This is a genomic window from Streptomyces virginiae (assembly GCF_040638905.1).
GTDB lineage: Bacteria > Actinomycetota > Actinomycetes > Streptomycetales > Streptomycetaceae > Streptomyces > Streptomyces virginiae_B.
The window spans coordinates 87885-107161 of record NZ_JBEZYV010000020.1 but is presented as its reverse complement, the minus strand read 5'-3'; the positions used below and the strand labels follow the sequence as shown (position 1 = coordinate 107161).

General features: G+C 73.8%; 13 protein-coding genes. 1 reads left to right on the top strand and 12 read right to left on the bottom strand.

Features of this window, described 5'->3' with window-relative positions; all coding sequences use genetic code 11:
* Positions 1 to 86: 86 nt before the first annotated feature.
* The 11 genes from AB0F82_RS25065 to AB0F82_RS25015 form a co-directional block, all read right to left on the bottom strand.
* Positions 87 to 3041 carry a serine/threonine-protein kinase gene (locus tag AB0F82_RS25065; RefSeq protein WP_362631414.1) on the bottom strand — a complete coding sequence of 985 codons (2955 nt, stop codon included), beginning with the start codon at positions 3039 to 3041 and terminating at the stop codon, positions 87 to 89.
* Positions 3038 to 4312 carry a hypothetical protein gene (locus tag AB0F82_RS25060; protein ID WP_362631460.1) on the bottom strand — a complete coding sequence of 425 codons (1275 nt, stop codon included), beginning with the start codon at positions 4310 to 4312 and terminating at the stop codon, positions 3038 to 3040. The genes AB0F82_RS25065 and AB0F82_RS25060 overlap by 4 nt, the downstream gene beginning before the upstream one ends.
* A 119-nt stretch (positions 4313 to 4431) precedes the next feature.
* Positions 4432 to 5382 (bottom strand): glutamate ABC transporter substrate-binding protein, encoded by a 951-nt coding sequence (locus AB0F82_RS25055; protein ID WP_362631458.1) that lies wholly within the window; start codon positions 5380 to 5382, stop codon positions 4432 to 4434.
* Between the two features lie 143 nt (positions 5383 to 5525).
* On the bottom strand, positions 5526 to 6935 hold the full coding sequence (locus tag AB0F82_RS25050) for a hypothetical protein (RefSeq protein ID WP_362631412.1): 1410 nt from the start codon (positions 6933 to 6935) through the stop codon (positions 5526 to 5528).
* Positions 6936 to 7144: 209 nt separating this feature from the next.
* The gene (locus AB0F82_RS25045) at positions 7145 to 8134 is read right to left on the bottom strand and encodes an N-acetylglucosamine kinase (RefSeq protein ID WP_362631410.1); all 990 of its coding nucleotides are present in this window, start codon (positions 8132 to 8134) and stop codon (positions 7145 to 7147) included.
* A complete protein-coding gene (locus tag AB0F82_RS25040; RefSeq protein ID WP_362631408.1) occupies positions 8125 to 9399 on the bottom strand; it encodes a 6-phospho-beta-glucosidase in 1275 nt (424 codons plus the stop codon). Before AB0F82_RS25040 ends, AB0F82_RS25045 begins: the two co-directional genes overlap by 10 nt.
* A 5-nt stretch (positions 9400 to 9404) precedes the next feature.
* Positions 9405 to 10259, bottom strand: coding sequence for a carbohydrate ABC transporter permease (locus AB0F82_RS25035; protein ID WP_362631406.1), 855 nt, complete (start codon positions 10257 to 10259; stop codon positions 9405 to 9407).
* Positions 10256 to 11200, bottom strand: a complete 945-nt coding sequence (locus AB0F82_RS25030) for a carbohydrate ABC transporter permease (RefSeq protein WP_362631404.1) — start codon at positions 11198 to 11200, stop codon at positions 10256 to 10258. The genes AB0F82_RS25035 and AB0F82_RS25030 overlap by 4 nt, the downstream gene beginning before the upstream one ends.
* A gap of 4 nt (positions 11201 to 11204) precedes the next feature.
* Positions 11205 to 12545: an ABC transporter substrate-binding protein gene (locus AB0F82_RS25025; protein WP_362631402.1), complete on the bottom strand. Its 1341-nt coding sequence runs from the start codon at positions 12543 to 12545 to the stop codon at positions 11205 to 11207.
* 105 nt (positions 12546 to 12650) lie between these two features.
* Positions 12651 to 13889 carry an ROK family transcriptional regulator gene (locus AB0F82_RS25020; protein ID WP_362631400.1) on the bottom strand — a complete coding sequence of 413 codons (1239 nt, stop codon included), beginning with the start codon at positions 13887 to 13889 and terminating at the stop codon, positions 12651 to 12653.
* Positions 13890 to 14035: 146 nt separating this feature from the next.
* Positions 14036 to 15118 (bottom strand): mechanosensitive ion channel family protein, encoded by a 1083-nt coding sequence (locus AB0F82_RS25015; protein ID WP_356810078.1) that lies wholly within the window; start codon positions 15116 to 15118, stop codon positions 14036 to 14038.
* 284 nt (positions 15119 to 15402) lie between these two features.
* Between AB0F82_RS25015 and AB0F82_RS25010 the strand changes: the two genes are divergently transcribed.
* Positions 15403 to 15945: an HNH endonuclease gene (locus AB0F82_RS25010; RefSeq protein ID WP_356810077.1), complete on the top strand. Its 543-nt coding sequence runs from the start codon at positions 15403 to 15405 to the stop codon at positions 15943 to 15945.
* Between the two features lie 192 nt (positions 15946 to 16137).
* Here AB0F82_RS25010 and AB0F82_RS25005 read toward each other — a convergent pair whose 3' ends face one another.
* Positions 16138 to 19152 (bottom strand): beta-N-acetylglucosaminidase domain-containing protein, encoded by a 3015-nt coding sequence (locus tag AB0F82_RS25005; protein ID WP_362631397.1) that lies wholly within the window; start codon positions 19150 to 19152, stop codon positions 16138 to 16140.
* Positions 19153 to 19277 lie beyond the last annotated feature (125 nt).

Here is a 19277-nt window from a genome sequence, read left to right as displayed (position 1 = left end):
TAGCCGCAGAGGCCGCAGAAACGGTCACCCTCTTCCAGGGGTTCCGCGCAGCTGGGGCAGCCCGACGGCCGATGCATCGACATCAATCACACCCACGTCCGGGGGCGGAAACGGTTGGCCCGCTCCACCAGTTCGATCCTCTCCTCGCCACGCCGTGCCAGCCGTGCGAGGACGCGGTACGAGCGCTCCAGTCCGAAGCGCAGGCCCCGCTCGTCCAGTTGACTGCCGAGCAGCGAGGTACGGCCGGGGTCGGCACCCCGGCTGCCCGACAGTACCCAGTCCAGGGCCGAGCCCAGAACCTCCGTCGCCAGCGACTCCTGCCGTTCCGGGTCCAGCCCGAACCTCCGCAGGGCCTCCACCTGGTCGGCGGCCGCCGAAAGATCGGCCAGCAGCGGCTCGTCCGGTGACCGGTCGCGCAGACGTGCGCGTACCGCCGCCACCCGCGCGGCGGTGTAGTGGATGGACGCCTCCGGTACGGATTCCAGCGTGCGCACGGCTGCGTCCCGGTTGCCGGCGGCCAGTTGGACCCGCGCCAGCCCGAAGGCCGCGCTGACGAATCCCGGATCGGTGATCCAGACCAGGCGGTAGTACTCGGCGGCGTTGTCCAGCTGGCCCAGCACCTCCGCGCACAGCCCGAGGGCCAGCTTCGGCGCGGGCTCGCCCGGGAAGGCGTCGTAGATCGCGTCGAAGGACAGCGCCGCTATCTCGTCGTCACCGGTGGCGAGCGAGGCGATGCCGCGGGCCCACACGACGCGCCAGTCGTCCGGGTGGCGGGCCTCCAGCTCGGCCAGGGCGTCCCCGGCCGCGGACAGTTCGCCCAGCTCCAGCCGCGCCCGCAGCTCCCGCAGCCGCAACTCGGCCGAGTCGGCGGGCGCGGAGGCCAGCGCGCCGAGCAGGTCGGCGGGTGCGGAGGCCAGCAGACCGGTCAGGAAGCCGGCGTTGGGGTCGGCGGCGTCCACGAGCGGCACGGGGAGCGCCAGCGCGGTGTCACGGGCGTCGAGGGTCGTGACCGGCGCCGCCGTTGCCGCGGGGGCGGCCGGCGGGGACGCGGGCCCGGGGCCCGCCGCCGGCGCCCGCCGCGCCCGGGGCACCCCGGCCCCCGCAACATGCGTCACGCTGCTCCCCAGCCCGTCCCCGCCGGGGACCGCGCCGCCCGCCCCGGCCAGGCCGACGCCGCCGGGCGGGGTCCCGCCCCCGGCCACGGGCGCACCGCCGGGCGCGGGGTGCCAGGTACCGGTGGTCCCACCCGGGGAGGCGGATCCCGGCCGGGCACCCGGGCCGCCGGGGGCAGGGTGCCACGTGTCCGGCGTGCCGCCGGGCCCGTGCGGCTGCCCGGGCAGGCCGACGCCGGCCGGCGGGGTGCGGCCCTGCGGGCCCGACGTGCCGGTGGCCGCCGACGGGGCCGGGATCCCGGACCGGGCGGGGCCGCGGCCGACGAGGCCGAAGAGCCCGCCACCCCGCCGGGAGGCGAACGGCCGGGAGGCGACCGGGCGGTGGCCCAGTCGGGAGACGATCGTGTCCGACGTGTCCGTGCCGGTGAACAGCAGGGTGTCCGGGACCCGCAGTTCCGGGCCGAAGAGGGTGGACAGCTGCGGCCGCGGACGGCCCGTCTGCAGCGCGACCACCTCCCGCAGCACACCCGTCAGCTGGTCGGCCATCTCCTGCGCGGAGGCGAACCGCCGCCCCGGGTCCGGGTCGGTCGCCCGGACCAGCAGCCGGTAGAAGGACTCGTACCGCCGGAACACCTCGATGTGCTCCGGATCCGGCAGCGAATCCACGAACACGTTGGTGTAGCCCTGGAAGTCGAACGTCAGGACGGCCAGCGTCCGCGCCACCGTGTAGAGGTCCGAGGCCACCGACGGCCCCAGCTCCGCGACCTCCGGGGCCTGGTAGCCCACCGTGCCGTAGATGGCCGACTCCTCGTCGTCCATCCGCCGCACCGCACCCATGTCGATCAGCTTCAGCTGGTCCTGCTGCTGGATCGCGTTGTCGACCTTGAAGTCGCAGTACAGCAGGTTCCGGCTGTGCAGGTGGCCCAGCGCCTCCAGCGCCTCGATGCCGTACGCGCAGGCCTGTTCCACCGGCAGCGGATCACGCCGGCCGTCCGGCCTGCGCCGCTCGTTCGCGATCTCCTTCAGCGACTTGCCGCCGACGTACTCCATGACGATGTACCCGTCCAGCGAACCGGTCCGCTGGTCCAGGTGCTCCACGAAGTTGTAGATCCGCACGATGTTGGAGTGCTCGATCTCCGCGAGGAAGCGCCGCTCCGAGATCGCGGCCTCCATCGCGTCCTGGTCCCCGGTGTCCAGCAGGCCCTTCAGGACCACCCACCGGTCCGCGACCGCCCGGTCCACCGCCAGGTACACCCAGCCCAGACCGCCGTGCGCGAGGCAGCCCGCCACCTCGTACTGGCCGCGCACCACTTCACCGGCGCGCAGCTTGGGCACGAAGGAGTAGGGGTGGCCGCACTTGGTGCAGAAGCCCTCCGTCCGGCCCGGCCGGTCCCCGCGGGCCCGGCCCACCGGGGCGCCGCAGTCCGAACGCGAGCAGAAGCGCTTGCGCTCCGGCACCTCCGGATTCTCCAGGACCGCCGCCGAAGGGTCCGGACGCGGCACCTCCGGCACGTTGACCAGACCTGCGCCCAGCCTGCTGCGCCCCGAGGAGGAGGCGGCCGAGCCCGAACTGCGCACCGACACCGAACGGGTGGAGCCCTGCCCCGTGAGCGACCGCGAGAGCCGCCCCGACACCGAACGGCGGGACGAGGAGGACCGGGAGGAGCGCGCCGACGCCGAGGAGCGCGCCGAGCCGTGGGACCCCTGCGAGCCCTGCGATCCGTGGGAGCCCCGGGACCCGCCGGATCCCAGCGAGCCGCGGGCCGCGCTCGTCATCCCCGTCGGCGGCGACACCAGTTCCTCGGCACCCGCCGCGATCGAACCGACAGGAGCCAGTCCGCAGGTGTCGCAGTACAGCTCGCCGCCGCCCATGTCCTCGTACGATCCCGGGCAGCCGGGGCGAACGCACGCTGCTCCGATCATGCTCATGCGTCCTCCGTCCCCGGCCCCTCGGGCCGGATCGTCTGCTCGGGCCGGTGCCGCGGCACCAGCGACTCGGCGGCCGCCTGCTGGTAGCGCAGGACGGCCTGTTCGGCGGCCCGCAGATCGCAGGGCGCGCTCCACAGCATCCGCCGGGCCACGTCGTACCTCTCGATCAGCAGGGGGTCCTCCGCCAGCCCGTGCCGGGCCACCTTCGCCTTGTAGGCGTCGAGACGCCCGCGCAGCTCGGCCCGCACGGCCAGCGGGGCCGTCACCGCGGTCAACGATTCACGGGCCCGGCGCAGTTCCTCCTCGGCCCGTTCCTCCAGGGATTCCAGCAGCGGCGAGAGCCGGTGCCAGCGTGCGTGGCGCCGGTGCTCGGCCGCCGCCGCGAGCTGCTCCTGGAGCACCGTCGGGGGGCCGCTGACCACGGGCACCTCGGACGCGGCGATCTTCGCCAGCACCTCGCCGCGCGCCGTCCGCGCCTCCGCCAGGGTCCGGTCGGCCCGCGAGAGCACGTCGCGCAGGCTGATCAGCCGCTGCTCGGCGTCCTGCCGTACGGCCAGCACCGCCTCGACCTCCCGGCGTACGTCCTCCAGCGCGAGCGCGGCCCGGTCGTAGCGGGCGGTGTCCGGCCGTCCGCCGCCGGGCGCGGAACTGCCCGCGGTGGAACGCCAGAAGGCCAGCGGGTCCGCGATCACCTGGGTGCGCAGCTCCGTGAGCTCGGCGGTGATGTACTCCAGGTCGTCGCCCGAGGGGTGCTCGCCCGGGCGCACGCCCACGGAGTGGGCCAGCGAACGGGTGCGGTGCAGTTCGGCGGCGAGCAGGTCGATCCGGGCGGGCAGCGCCGACCACACGGCGTCGGCGGCGACCACCACGTCCAGCGAACGCGCGTAGAGGTCGTTCATCCGGGTCACGAGCTCGGCGAGGGAGAGCCGTTCCGCCAGTGCGGCGCCCTCCGTGGCGGCCCCGGCGATCAGGACGCCGGGCCCGCGCAGCCGCTCGGTCAGCTCGACCAGGTCCTCGCGGTGGGGCCAGCGGCGCCGCTCACGGATCTCCCGGGCGGCGGTCAGCGCGCCGCTGTAGGCGTCGAAGTACCTCCACAGGCGCGTGATGTCCTCGTCGGCCGCCGCCCACCGCTCCTTGGTGAGCCCGGTCAGCTCGGCGCCCTCCAGCAGCCGGCGTCCCGCGTGGTCCTGGAGGGCGAGCAGCGAGGTCTCGACGGCCTCGTGCTCCGCGCCCAGCCGGGCAAGGGCCCGGTCGACGCCGTCCCGGTCCATCACTGCCGACCCCGTCTCCACCGACCGTGCCTCCGCTTCCGCCGCCTCCGTGTTCGCTTCCCCGCCGCCCTCCGCGTCCGCTCTCGTGCCCGGTCCCGTGCCCGGAATCGCCACCGGCCTCAGCCGTCCCGGTACTTGGGCGCGGGCGGGGCGCTCACGCCGGGCAGCACGGGCTGGAGGTGCTTGAGGTAGGCCCTCATCCACGGGCTGTCGTTGCCGCCCGCGCGGTAGTTCTCCAGCACCTTGTTGACCCGGCGGACCAGGTCGGGGGCGTCCTTGTTCATCGCGACCCCGTAGAACTCGCGGGTGAAGGGCGAGCCCACCAGCCGCACCGAGGGATCCTGCGCGGCCTGGCCGGCGGCGAGGGCGTTGTCCGTGATGATGCCGTCGACCTCGTGCAGCTGGAGCCGGACCAGGCAGTCCAGCTGGTTGGCGACGGTGACCGGCCGGGATCCGTACGACTGGGCCTTGAGCGCGCTCTCCGCCGTGGAACCGGCCGCGACGCAGATCCGCTTGTCCTTCAGCGAGGCGTCGTACCCGGTGATCGGCGAGCCCTTGGGGGCCAGCACCTGCTGTCCGGCCTCGAAGTAGGCCGTCGAGAAGGCGACGTCCTCCAGCCGCTTGCAGTTGATGGTCATGGTCCGCACGACGATGTCGACGCGGCCCTCCTGGAGGGCGGGGACGCGCTGGCTGGTCGGGATGGCCCGGTAGATGACCGCGTTCTCGTCGCCCAGGATGTCCTTGGCGATGGCCTTGACCAGGTCGATGTCGAAGCCGTCGAGGCGGCCGCCCTCCGCGGTCTGGTTGCGGTAGCCCCAGCGGAAGCTGTTCTGGTCCACGCCCGCGACGAGCTTGCCCGCCGCCTTGATCCGCGCGATGGCCGCCCCGTCCACGTCGGACGGGCGCAAGCTGGCCTCGGGGTCCTGGCAGGTGTCCGTGAGGACCCAGGGCGCCGCCGGAGCCGCCACCGCCGAGGCAGGACGGCGAGGGACACCGGGTGCGGTGTCCGTGGTCGCGTGGGCCAGCGGCAGCAGCACCGTCGCGGCCGTCACGGCGCAGGCGACGGCCATCGCGCTCACGCCGCCCCAGCCGCGCAGCCGGCCCGCGGCCCGCCGAAAGCCGGACCGTGCGCCGGGGGCACGTGTGCGGCCCTCGTGCTCCTCGTACTCCTCATGGCCCTCGGCGGCCCGCCGCGCCCGTATCCGCATCGCTCTCACCTGTACTCCGAAAGCCTGCGCCCGATACCGAGCAGGGCCGCTGTCGCGCCGATGACCGCCAGTACCGCCGAGCCCGTCACCAGACCGCCGAGCGCCCCGATCCCGTCCTGGGCCGCTCGGGTGAACTCCCGCTGCTCGTGGGCGACGGCACGTTCCAGGGAGGCGTCCACGGTGTCGAAGGCGGCGCCGCTGCTCTCCTTGTGCTGCTCGTCCCCGACGACCTGGGGCAGTGCGGATTCGTAGTCGCCCTTCAAGTCCGCCTCCCGGGCCGCCGCGTGCCGCTGCTTCCACTGCTCCACGCCGTCCACGGCACGGCTCACGGGCGTCCGGCCGTCTTCGTCGTCGGCCAGCCGCAGCGCGGTCGCGAGCCCCGCGTCCAGCTGCTTCATGTTGTTCGTGAAGTCCACGTCGTACTTGTCGGACTTCTTGTCCTCGGCCAGTACGGCGCCCCGCGCGATCAGTGTCAGGTTCTCACTCGCCCGGGCCTGGAGGGAGGCGATCCGCGCGTCGTTGAGCACCTTCATCGACTCCTGCCCGTCCGTGCGGGCTTCACTCAGCGAAGAACGCGCCACCGTGTGGCCGACGGACAGCCAGAGCAGCACCACCACGGAGGCGGCGGTCGCCGCCACCAGGCCGTGGTTGAAGACCCGGTTCGTGTGCCGGTAGTTGCGCCGCTGCGCCCACACCAGGGCGGCCACGGCGAGCAGGCCGAGGCCCAGCGAGCCCAGCGGCCAGGCCCGGGCGTCGTCGTCGTCGGTGTGCAGCCGCCGGGTCTCCGCCTCGTAGAGCCGCTGGGCGGCGGGCAGCAGCTGGGTGGTCATCTGTTCGTTGGCGTAGCGGAGGTAGGCGCCGCCCAGCGGCAGGCCCTGCCGGTTGGTGGCGCGGGCCTGCTCGATCAGGCCGGTGTAGCGCGGCAGCTGTTCGCTCAGCAGGGCGATCTGCTCGCGTGACTCCTCGCTGCCGCCGGTGTTGGCGGCGGCGCTCACCAGCAGGCGGGAGGCGTTGGCGATGTCCTTCTCGTAGCGCTGGCGGACCTCGCGCGGCTCCTGCGCGCCGAGGAGGAAACCGCTGGAGGAGGTGGTGTCGGCGTCGGCCAGGGAGCGGTAGATACTGGCCGCGTCCGCGCTCAGCGGCTGGCTGCGGCCCACCACGTCGTCGGCGGCGGTGGCCCGGCCGGAGATCTCCCACACGCTGACCATGCCGAACAGCATGATCAGAGCGGCCAGTACCGCGCCGATGATCCGCAGCCGGCCCGGCTCGGTGGTGGCCTCCTCGCGCAGCCGCTGCACTCCCTCGGACCAGGCGGTGCGCCGCCCGGGTGGCCCGGCGGGCGGCGACGCCGACGCGCCGGCGGGCGGCGCGGAGGCACCACCCCCGGGCGCGGGCGCGCGTGATGTGATCGCCACCGTGACCTCCCCCTCGGTCCTGTCGTCCCCCAGCCGGCGCCGGGGAGCCCCCCTGCGCAGCAGCAGTATGGCCGTAGTGCCGGTGGACCACAGCACCCGGTGCCGGGTCCGGGGCGATCCGCCCCCGCGGGCGCCTTTCGTCACCCCTTCACCGTCAATACGTCCTTACGGCCGTAACGGTTGCAGACCGGACGCATTCCGGGGCGGGTTCAACCGAAATGGGCACGGAGTTTTCCGTGGGCCTCCGCCGGGGCCCCTACCGCGTCCAGGCCCAGCAGCCCGGCGCCCAGCACCGGGGGCGCCGTGACCACGGTGACGCGGGCGTGCGGGGCGCGTTCGGCGAGGCCGGCCGCGATCCGCTCGTCGAGCCGCGGGTGCCGGGCAGCCAGCACCCCGCCGCCCAGCACCACCGGGACCTCCTCGGCCAGCAGGCCCAGGCGGGCCAGGGCCACCACGGCCATGGCCACGACCTCGTCCGCCTGACGGTCCACCAGCGAGAGCGCCACCGCGTCCCCGGCGGCGGCCACCTCGAACAACACCGGGGTCAGTTCGTGCCGCCGCCCGGCGGGCACGTCCCCGAGGTGCATCGCCTCGATCAGCGAGGCCATCGAGCCGTGGCCGAGGCGTGCGGGCAGCGCCCGGGCCAGCTCCGTCGCCCCGCCCCGCCCGTCCTCCGCCCGGGCCGCGAACCACAGGGCCTCCTCGACCAGTCCGCCCCCGCCGCCCCAGTCGCCCGAGATCCGCCCGACCGCGGGGAAGCGCGCGGTCCGCCCGTCCGGGGCCATCCCGACGCAGTTGATGCCCGCCCCGCACACCACCGCGACACCGCGCGGTTCGGCGCCCGTGGGCAGTCCGGCGCGCAGCAGCGCGAAGGTGTCGTTGTGCACCGCGGTGGTGCGCCCCCAGCCGCGGCGCTCGATCTCCCGCGCCAGCCGGCGCTCCTCCACCGGGAAGTCGGCGTTCGCGAGGCACGCCGACACGTGCGCCGCGACGGGCCCGCCCCCGACGCCGGGGTGCACCCCGGCGCGGGCCAGGGCCTCGGCCAGTACGTCCACGGCCGCGGCCACCCCGGTCCGCGGCGGCTGGAAGCCACCGGCCTGCCCGGTGGCCAGCACGGACCCGTCGGGGCCGAGGAGCGCGACGTCCGTCTTGCTGTTGCCCGCGTCGATCGCCAGGACCGGAGGGAGGGTCACGCCCATGGCAGATGCTCCTTGTTGTGCGCGAGGAGCCGGTCGGTCAACCCTTCGGCCAGGTCGTACTGGCCGACCAGCGGGTGCGCCAGCAGCGCCTTGAACACCCGCTCGCGGCCGCCCCGCAGGGCGGCGTCCAGCGCGAGCTCCTCGTACGCCGCCACGTGCGAGATCAGCCCCGTGAACAGCGGGTCCAGGCGCGGCACCGGCAGCGGTACGGGGCCGGCGCCGCCGGCGGTGCGGACGCGCGCCTGGACCTCGACGACGGCGTCGTCGGGCAGGAAGGGCAGCGTGCCGTTGTTGTACGTGTTGACCACCTGAACGTCCGTGCCGTCGTCGCCCAGCAGCGCGGCCGCCAGGTCCACGGCCGCCTCCGAGTAGAAGGCGCCGCCCCGCTTCCCCAGCAGCGCGGGCTTCTCGTCGAGCGCCGGATCCGCGTAGAGGGCGAGGAGCTCGCGCTCCATCGCGGCGACCTCGGCGGCCCGCGAGGGCCTGGTGCCCAGCTCCCGCACGACCTCGTCGTGGGAGTAGAAGTAGCGCAGGTAGTACGAGGGGACGGCACCGAGCCGGTCCAGCACCGCCCGCGGCAGCCGCAGGTCGGACGCCACGGCCTCCCCGTGCGCGGCGAGCAGCCCGGGCAGCAGGTCCTCGCCGTCCGGGCCGCCCCGGCGCACGCCCAGCTCCCAGGTGAGGTGGTTGAGGCCCACGTGGTCCAGGTGGACGTCGCAGGGGGCGAGGTCCAGCAGGGCCGCGAATTTGCGCTGGAGGCCGATGGCGACGTTGCACAGTCCGACGGCCTTGTGGCCGGCCCGCAGGAGGGCCCGGGTGACGATCCCGACCGGGTTGGTGAAGTCGATGATCCAGGCGTCGGGGCTGGCCCGCCGGACCCGCTCGGCGATGTCGAGGACCACCGGAACGGTGCGCAGGGCCTTGGCGAGCCCGCCCGCTCCGGTGGTCTCCTGCCCGACGCAGCCGCACTCCAGGGGCCAGGTCTCGTCCCGGAGCCGGGCGGCCTGTCCGCCGACGCGCAGCTGCAGGAGGACCGCGTCGGCCCCGGCGACGCCCGCGTCGAGGTCCGTGGTCGTCGTGACCTTGCCGGCGTGGCCCTGCCGGGCGAAGATCCGGCGGGCCAGGGCGCCGATCAGCTCCAGCCGCTCGGTGGCCGGGTCGATCAGCACGAGCTCGCTCACCGGCAGGGTGCCGCGCAGCCGTGCGAAGCCGTCGATCAGTTCGGGGGTGTAGGTGGAACCGCCGCCCACCACTGCGAGTTTCAACGTCGTCAGCCTTTCACGCCGGTCAGGGTGACTCCCTCGACGAACGCCTTCTGGGCGAAGAAGAAGAGGACGATCACCGGGGCCATGACCAGCACGGTCGCGGCCATGGTCAGGTTCCAGTTGGTGTGGTGCGCCCCCTTGAAGGACTCCAGTCCGTAACTGAGGGTCCAGGCGGCGGGGTTGTCGGAGGCGTAGATCTGCGGGCCGAAGTAGTCGTTCCAGGCGCAGAAGAACTGGAAGAGGGCGACGGCGGCGATCCCGGGCCGGGCCATCGGCAGCACCACCCGCAGCAGGGTGCGCACCTCGCCGCAGCCGTCCACGCGGGCCGCGTCCAGGTACTCGTCGGGGATGGTCAGCAGGAACTGGCGGAGCAGGAAGATGGAGAACGCGTCACCGAAGGCCATCGGGACGATCAGCGGCCACAGGGTGCCCGAGAGGTCGAGCTGCCTGGCCCAGAACAGGTACATGGGGATGACCACCACCTGCGGCGGCAGCATCATCGTGGCGATCACGAGCAGCAGCGCGAGCCGCCGGCCGCGGAAGCGGAACCTGGCGAGCGCGTACGCGACGGGCACGGAGGAGACCACGGTCAACAGGGTGCCCAGTCCCGCGTACAGGAGCGTGTTGCGCCACCAGGTCAGGAAGCCCGGGGTGTGCCATACCTTCGCGTAGTTGTCCCACTCCCACGGGTCGGGCCACAGGTCGCGGGTCAGCGCCTGCCGGTCGCCCATCAGGGAGGTGAGCAGGAGGAAGACGAAGGGGAGGACGAAGAACAGGGCGGCCGCCACGCCGAGCGCGTGCACCCCGATCCAGTGGAGGGCCGCCGAGGAGTGGCGCCTCGGGCCGTGCGCGCTGCTCATCCACCTGCTCCGATCAGACCGCCACGGCGCCGCATCAGGAGTGCGGTGAAGGCCATGGAGAGGGCGAACAGGACCAGCGCGACGACGCAGGCCGCGCCGTAGTCGAAGCGCTGGAACCCGAGGTTGTGGACGAGCTGGGGCAGGGTCAGCGTCGACTTGTCGGGGTATCCCGGCTCGAACTGCTGGCCCGAGCCGCCGATCACGCCGGCCGCGACCTTGCCGGCCACCAGCGGCTGGGCGTAGTACTGCATGGCCTGGATGATCCCGGTGACCACGGCGAACATGACGATCGGCGCGATGTTGGGCAGTGTGATGTGCCGGAAGCGCGCACAGGGGCCCGCCCCGTCGAGCTCGGCCGCCTCGTACTGCTCCTTCGGTACGTCGAGCAGCGCGGCCATGAAGATCACCATCAGGTCGCCCACCCCCCACAGCGCGAGGGCGGTGAGGGCCGGCTTGGACCAGTCGGCGTCGGTGAACCAGCCGGGGGCGGGCAGTTCCACCGCGTCCAGCAGGGTGTTGACGGGGCCGGTGCCGGGGTTGAGCAGGAAGACGAAGGCCAGGGTCGCGGCGACCGGCGGGGCCAGGTAGGGCAGGTAGAACAGGGTCCGGAAGATCCCTGCCCCGGTCTTGATCTTCGTGATGAGCAGCCCGATGCCCAGGCCGAAGACGACCCGGCAGGTCACCATCACCAGGACCAGCCAGAGCGTGTTGCGCATCGCGGGCCAGAACAGCGGATAGTCCGTGAAGACGTAGCTCCAGTTGTCCAGGCCGCTCGGGACCGGCTGCCGGAAGCCGTCGTACCGGGTGAAGGAGAAGTACAGGGTGGACAGCAGCGGGTAGACGAAGAAGACCGAGAATCCGATCAGCCAGGGCGACATGAAGGCCGCGGTCCGCAGGGCGCCGCGGCGCCGCTTCGTCCGCAGGGCGGGGGAGGCGGTCATCGGCCTACTCCGCCTTCGCGATGTCCGTGTCGATCTGCCGGTCGGTCCTGGCGAGACCGGCCGGGATGTCGGCGACGTCGCCCTTCTCGACGGCGTACGCGAAGTCCGTGAAGGTCAGCTGGTAGGTGCCGCCGTCGGCCTTGGCGGGGGTGGTGCCGGATTTCGGGTGCCGGGCGATGTCGAGGAAGGTCTTGAACTCGGGGGTCACCTTGAGGGCCGGCGACTCCAGCGCGGCGAGCGTGGACGGCACGTTGTGGATGGCGTTGGCGAAGGCCACCACCGCGTCGGTGTCGGTGGTCATGTACTTGACCAGCTCCCAGGCGGCGTTCTGCTTCCTGCTGCCCGAGGCGATGCCCATGACCGTGCCGGAGAGGTAGCCCTTGCCGTAGTCGCCGGCCTGGTCGTCGGGGACGGGCAGCGGTGCGGTGGCGATCTCGAAGCCGACGCCGGCCTCCTTGGCCATCGGGGCGCGCCACTCGCCGTCGATCTGCATGGCCACCTTGCCGGTGTGGAAGGGGTGTTCGGCGCTCCACTCGTCGCCGAAGGTACTGCGGAACCGCTCCAGCCTCTCGTAGCCGCCGAGCGCCGCCACCAGGTCCTTCTGCGCGGTCAGCATCTTCGCGAAGGCCGGGTCCCGGGCGAGGTTGGAGCTGCCGTCGGCGGCGAAGTAGGTGGGGCTCCACTGGGCGGCGAGCCGCATGGGGGTGGTCTCGTAGCCGTGGAAGGTGGGCATGAGGCCGACCCGTTCGTACGCGTCGCCCGACGGGTCCGCCTTGGTCAGCTTCCGGGCGACCTCGACGAACCGGCTCCACGTCTTCGGTGGTTCGGTGATGCCGGCGGCGTCGAAGGCGGTCTTGTTGTAGACGAGGCCGTACGCGTCGTTCAGCAGCGGCAGCGTGCACTGGTTGCCGTTGAACTGCGTGTACTCCAGCAGGGCCTTGGGGAAGACCTTGGCCTTGTCCACCCCGGACTTCTCCAGGAACGGGTTCAGGTCGGCGAAGGCGCGGGAGTTGCAGAACTTGCCCACGCTGTCGGTGGTGAAGGAGGACACCACGTCGGGGGCCTTGTCCCCGCCCGCGCGCAGCGCCTGGTTGATCTTGTCGTCGGTCATGTTGCCGGTGACCTTGACCTTGATGTTCGGATGCGCCTGCTCGAACCGGGTGATGTTGTCCTCGATCGCCCTGGTCTCGCCCGGCGCGGACCAGCCGTGCCAGAAGTTGAGGGTGACGTCCGCCCTCGGATCGTCGGAGGCGGTGTCCGGGCCCTGGCCGGTGCACGCGGTGGCGAGGGCGGATATCGCGGCGAGGAGGGCGGTCGCGGTGGTCAGGCGTCCGGTTCTGGGCATGGCGGGGCTCGCTCTCTGCGGGAGGGAACTTCCGGTGGGGGGCCAGGGGGTGCCGGCGGAGCGTGGCGCGTGCGGTGGAGGGGAGGGGGAGGGAGGGTGTGGGGGTCAGCGGGAGGTGTCGAAGACCTCGTCCCGAGTGGCGGCCAGTGCGCTCTCCAGCGCGCCGCGCAGGACGGGCCGCTCCAGGACCTCGCCGGGGACCAGCCGGGGGCGGGAGGGGGCCAGTTCGGCGAGCTCGGCCTCCAGCAGCTCGCGCAGAGGTTCGCCGCCCGCGCTGATCGCGGCCCCGGCCAGGACCACGATCTCCGGGTCCAGTACGGCGACCAGCGAGGCGAGCCCGGTGGCCAGGGCGGTGGCGTAGTCCTGGAGGAAGCGCAGGTGCGCCCCCTCGGGCGCGGCGGCGGCCCGCGCGAGCAGCGCGACGGCGGCGGCGACCTCCGAGCCGTGCGGCCCGGCGTCCGGGTGGTCCTGCGAGTACGCGGCCGGGCCGGAGACGGTCTCGACACCCAGCTCCGCGGCGAGCCGGGGCAGCCCCTCCACACCGGCCAGCTCCTGGTAGCCGCCGGAGTTCGCCCGGGTGACCTGCCGGACCAGGGGGCGGCCCGGCACGGGCAGGAAGCCCACCTCGCCCGCGCCCCCGGTCCACCCGCGGTGCAGCCGACCGCCGAACACCAGCGCGGCGCCGAGCCCCTCCTCGTTCCACAGCAGGACGAAGTCCCCGTGCCCGCGGGCGGCGCCGAGGCGCTGCTCGGCGACGGCGGCGAGGTTGACGTCGTTCTCGTACTCGACGGGCATCGGCAGGGCCGCCGCCAGGTCGTCGAGGAGGGTGGGGGAGTGCCACCCCGGGAGGTGGCTGGCGTAGCGCAGCCGACCCGTCTGCGGGTCGAAGGCGCCGGGCGTGCCGATGACCACCCGGTGCAGGTCGCAGCGGTGCAGCCCGGCGGCCTTGACGGCCCCGCCGAGGGCCTCGGTCACCTGGTCGACGGCGTCCGCGCCTTCCGTGTACGGGACTTCGTGGGTGGCGGTCACCGTGCCGGTCAGGTCGGCGACCGCCGCCAGGACGCGCCCCGGGGTGACGTCGATGCCGCCGACGTGGGCGGCCCTCGGGTTGATCGCGTACAGCTGGGCGCTGGGGCCGGGGCGGCCGCCGTCGGTGCCGGTGGCCACGACGAGTCCGGCGGCCTCCAGCCGGGCCAGCAGCTGTGAGGCGGTGGGCTTGGACAGCCCGGTCAGGTGCCCGATGCGGGTCCGGGACAGCGGGCCGTGCGCCAGCAGGAGGTCGAGTGCGGCCCGGTCGTTCATGGCGCGCAACAGGCTGGGCGTTCCGGGCGTGGCGGCGGGCATGCGGCGGCTCTCCCTCACCGAGGTGATCTGTTAGGTAAGTTTCCTATCACCCTTCGAGCCGTGTCAATGGCGCTGCCCCGCAGGCCGTGTCCTTACGGACGGCCCGCGGGGCAGCGGGGGTGCCGGTGTGGTGCTCCCGTGTGGTGCTACTTGGTGATCCGCGGGCCGGACGGCGACGGGATCGGGGCGGTGGCCAGGGACTGCGGGGAGGCGGGGTTCGCCAGGGCGGACGGCGCGGCGACGGCGGCCGTCGGGTCCGCCGGGGCCTCGTCCTCCTCGTCCCCGGCCGGCAGGCCGCCGATGATCCGGATGCCCGCGGCGTCGAAAGCCTCCTTGATCCGCCAGCGCAGCTCCCGCTCCACCGCGAACTGCTGGCCCGGCATCGTCTTCGCCGACACCTTCACCGTCATCGAGGCGAGCAGCACCTCGTCCAGGCCCAGCACCTCCACCGGACCCCACAGGCGCTCGTCCCAGGGGGACTCCTTCGCCATCGCGTCGGCGACCTGCTGGACCACCTCGCGGATCCGCGTCAGGTTCTCCGTCGGCTTGACCTGCACGTCCACGCCCGCGGTCGCCCAGCCCTGGCTGAGGTTGCCGATCCGCTTGATCTCGCCGTTGCGCACGTACCAGATCTCGCCGTTGTCCCCGCGCAGCTTCGTCACCCGCAGGCCGACCTCGATGACCTCGCCCGAGGCCACCCCGGCGTCGATCTTGTCGCCGACGCCGTACTGGTCCTCCATGATCATGAAGACGCCGGAGAGGAAGTCCGTCACCAGGTTGCGGGCACCGAAACCGATGGCGACACCGGCCACACCGGCACTCGCCAGCAGCGGGGCCAAGTCGATCTTCAGGGCGGCCAGGACCATCAGCGCGGCCGTGCCGAGGATCAGGAAGGACGCCACCGACCGCAGAACGGAACCGATCGCCTCCGACCGCTGGCGGCGCCGCTCGGCGTTGACCAGCAGCCCGCCGAGCGCGGTGCCCTCGACCGCCTCGGCGCTGGTGTTCATCCGGTTTATGAGCTTGGTCAGCGCCTTGCGGACGGCCGAGCGGATGACGGCGGCTATCACCACGATCAGCAGGATCCGCAAGCCGATGCTCAGCCAGGTGGCCCAGTTCTGCTCGATGAAGCTCGCGGCCTCGGTGACGCTCTCCTGCGCCTCCTTGACCGAAGCGGGCGCGTCCGGGACATCGGCTGCCAGCGGCAGCAGAGCGGCGGGCCAGGGCACGACAGGAACCTCCAGATGTAGCGGTCTGCCCGCCGGGGTTCTCGCGGACGGAGTCCGCGAGCGGATGTGCGGGGCAGACCATCCACACTAACGGGGCAATCCCTTCACCTTGGTGCCGTGTTCGAGGGAGAGACCAGACTCACCTGGGGATGACTGACTGTGGTTGAAAACACCTCGGACCCGTTACGGGCGAGTGGTGGCGCTTCTACCAGCCGTAAGGAGAGACTGGAGAGCAGATCGTCCCGGCGCGAGCCACGCGCCGCCGGCGTACAAGGAGGCAGTCCGTGCCGCACGTCCTGGTCCTCAACGCGTCGTACGAGCCCCTCGGCGTCGTACCGCTCCGCCGCGCGCTCGTCCTCGTCCTGGAGAACAAAGCGGTCTCCCTGGAGGAATCCGGCGCCTATCTGCACAGCGCGACAAGAGTCGTCCCCGCGCCCAGCGTGGTACGGCTCAAGCGCTTCGTGCGGGTCCCCTACAGGGGGCCCGTTCCACTCACCCGGCGCGCCCTGTTCGCGCGGGACGGGGGCCGCTGCATGTACTGCGGCGCCGTCGCCACAAGCGTCGACCACGTCATTCCGCGCAGCCGGGGCGGACAGCACGCCTGGGACAACGTCGTCGCGGCGTGCCGGCGCTGCAACCACGTCAAAGCCGACCGGCACCTGCTGGAACTGGGCTGGCGCCTGCGTCACCAGCCGGCCCCTCCCTCGGGTCTGGCCTGGCGCATCATCGGCACCGGACACCGGGACCCGAGGTGGATGCCGTACCTCCAGCCGTACGGGGCCGACGACGCGCTGGAACGGATCGGGATCGGCGTGGCGGCCTCCTGACCGGCCCCCTGCCGGGGCTGGGGCGTGTCTTTCGGATCTTGCCGGGCGGCGCGGGCCACGCAAGAGCCGAAGGACACGCCCCAGGCCGCATCCACCGGGCCGCAGGCCGTCGTCAGGCCCGCGGCCCGGCTTCCCGGGGCCCCGCCCCGGACCCGGCGCCCCCGAACGCCCGCGGGTCCGGCCGGAGGCAGGCTACGGCGTGACCGCGTAGGCCTCCGCCGACCACAGCGAGCAGCCGTAGCGTGTCGCGCGGCGCTCGCACGTCACCCGCAGGAACCGGGTGTCCGGCGCCGGCGCGTCCAGACGGAGCGACTCATGGCCGCCGCGGGAGTTCGTGACGGCCGCGGCCGGCCGCCAGGTCACCCCGTCGGCGGAGGTCTCCACCCGGTAGGCCGAGGGGTACGCGTCCTGCCAGTACAGCTCCAGCCGTCCGACCCGGGCCGGGGCGGGCAACTCCGCCTGCCACCAGGCGCCGTCCACGGCCGGTGAGGACCAACGGGTGGACGGGGAGCCGTCCACGGCCGCCGAGGCCGGGAACGAGGCGGTCTCGTTCGCCGAAGCGCTCGCCCGCGCGGTCCGCAGCAGATCCGGTCCGCCGGTCCGGGGCACCGCCCGCACCGTCAGGGTGCGGGTCTCCCCGTCGAAGGCCACCGGGATCCGGTAACTGCCCGGCGGGGTGTTCGCGGCGACGACGACCTCCAGCGGGATCGACGCCTGTCCGCCGCGCGGGACCACCGTGGTCTGCGGCAGCCGGACCTCTATGCCCGCCGGCGGCTGCGCCGTCAGCGGCCCGCGGACCTCGCCGGGGCCCAGGGCGGACAACTGCGCCGTGACGCGCTGCGGCGCGCCGCCGATTTCGGCGTCGGCCCGGCCGCCGTCCGCCAGCTCGAAGCGGGTCCGGGGGCCGTCCCCGAACCACGGGACCACCTGGTGCACCGCGGGCGCGTCCCCCGCCCAGGCCAGGCGTACCGCGTCCGCGGGCACCCCGGCCGTGTCGACCTGGGTCCAGCCCGCAGCCGCCGCGTCGGCGACCTTGCGCCAGCCCTCGCCCGGTACGTGGACCTCCACCACGGCGCCCCGCGTGCCCGCCCCGAGCGGGTCCGTCATCACCGTCACCGCCGAGACGGGGCGCGCGGCGTCCAGCCTGACCGTCCAGGACTGCGCGTCCTTCGCCACCGTGCCGGTCGTGCGGCCGACACCGGTCCAGGCGTCGGCCTCCGCCGCCGCCCTCTTCAGGAACGGGTCCAGGACGGCCTTGTCCACCTGGGCCGGACCCGGCTCGGCCAGCGCCCGGCGCGCTTCGGCGAGGGCCCGGGAGGCCTGCCAGGCAGCCGCCCCGTCGCCGCGGGCCTGGGCCCGCAGAACGTCCACGGCCAGCTCGCCGGCCGCTCCGTAGCGCGAGAGCCGCTCCATCCAGGGGCCGGCTTCGTCCGACAGGGCGGTCAGCCGGGCGGGGGTCTCGCGCATCACCGTGAACGCCTTGCGCAGCTCGGTCCCGGCCGCCGGATCACCCGCGGCCCGGGCCTTCCAGAACTGCTCGACCAGCGGCTTCAGATACCCCGACTCCTCCTGCTTGAGCCCGGACGAGACGGTGTTCCCGGCCAGCGCCGCCACCGCCTCGCGCTCCCGGGGGTCGGAGCCCGAGAGGTCGCGCACCGCCGCCTGCCAGGACTCGCCGGCCCGGTAGCCGCGCGGGTTCCAGGCGAAGTCGGCCGCCGTGAAGAGCGGGATGCGCGACAGGACGGGCTGCTGCATCGCGTTGGCCAGCAGCGCCGCCGAGCCGCCCGCCACCGCCGGTTCGCGGCCCGCGTACGGGCCGAGGAAGATGCGGCCCGGATCCCAGTCGTTCACCGGGTAGTTGTCCATGGTGATCAGGGGCTGCTGCCCCAGGGCGGAGCGCGCCCCGGCCAGTTCCCTGCCCGTGATCGTGCGCGGCACCACGCCGACGCCCGTCCAGGCCACCTCCACCCGCGTGTCCAGCGCGCGGGCCAGGGCCGTCCGGTAGGCGGTGGCGCCCTCTTGGTAGTACTCGGTCGGCAGCAGTGACAGCGCGGGCGCCCCCGGGTACCGGGCGGCCAGATGCGCGGCCAGCTCGTTCGCGACCTCCGCGTGCGCCTTCGCGGCGGCCTCCGGGCCCTTCCCGTACCGCTCCCGGTCCGCGCGGCAGCCCCATTCCGTGTAGCTGACGTCCTGGAACTGCACCTGGAAGGCGCGGAATCCCAGGTCCCACATGGCGTCCACCTTGCGCCCGAGCGCTGCCCGGTCGGCCGACGACGACAGGCACATGGACTGCCCGGGGGTGACCGCCCAGGCCAGGACGACCCGGTTGGCGCGGGCCCGCTCGGCCAGCGCGCGGAACTCTTCCTGCCGCTCCCGCGGGTAGTCCTCGCGCCAGCCCGTCGTGCGGTACGGGTCGTCGCCGGGCGCGATCAGCAGCCGGTTCTGTTTGGTGCGGCCCATGAAGTCCAGCTGGGCCAGGCGCTGCTGCTGGGTCCACGGCTGTCCGTAGAACCCCTCGGTGATCCCGCGGACCGGCGCGGCAGGCCAGTCCCGCACCAGGACGCCGGGCACCTTCCCGCGGCCCGCTCCGAGCAGCTGACGCAGCGTCTGCGCCGCGTGGAAGAGCCCTTCCCCGCCCACGCCGGCCAGTGCGACCGTGTCCCGTCCGCCGGGCCGTCCCACGGCCAGCCGGTAGCCGCCGTGGGGCAGGTCCGTGGCCGCGGTCGCGCCCAGCGCCAGCAGCGCCTCCTGCGCGCCCGCGTCCTGAAGCCGTACGAGGGTGCCCCGCTCGGGCAGCGGCGCCCCCGGCTCGGGCTCGTGCAGGGTCTTCACGCCGGCCCTGCGCAGGGCATCGCGCACCACCTGGACGGCGTACGGGTCGGCGTCGGCCGGAGCCACCAGCACGGCCTCCGTGCCCAGCGCCAGCTCACGCGTCTGATCGGCGGCCATCGACTGCGGCCGGGGCCACACGGCGGGCCCCTCCGAGGCGGCCCGGGGGGTGTCCGCGCCGGGGTCGAGCGCGGGACCGACGGCGCCGGCCGCGCCCACGCCGCCGGCACCCGCGGCGCCTGCCGCGGGGGTCGGTACGTCCGGAACGGTGGGACCCGCGAGGAACCCGGGTGGCGCGGAGGCCACGGCGCCGCCGAGCAGCGTCCCGATGACCGCAATGGCCGCGGCCGTCGACCGTTTCCTGCCGCTGAGCTGCACAGAGCCTCCTCGTCGCGAGACGTCCCCCACTCGTACGAATGAGCCCGAGCCCACCACCCGTGCGGCTGGAGTGTCAATGCGGGTGGGTGATCTGCCCCGGATGTGGCAGGAATGCGATCCCTCCG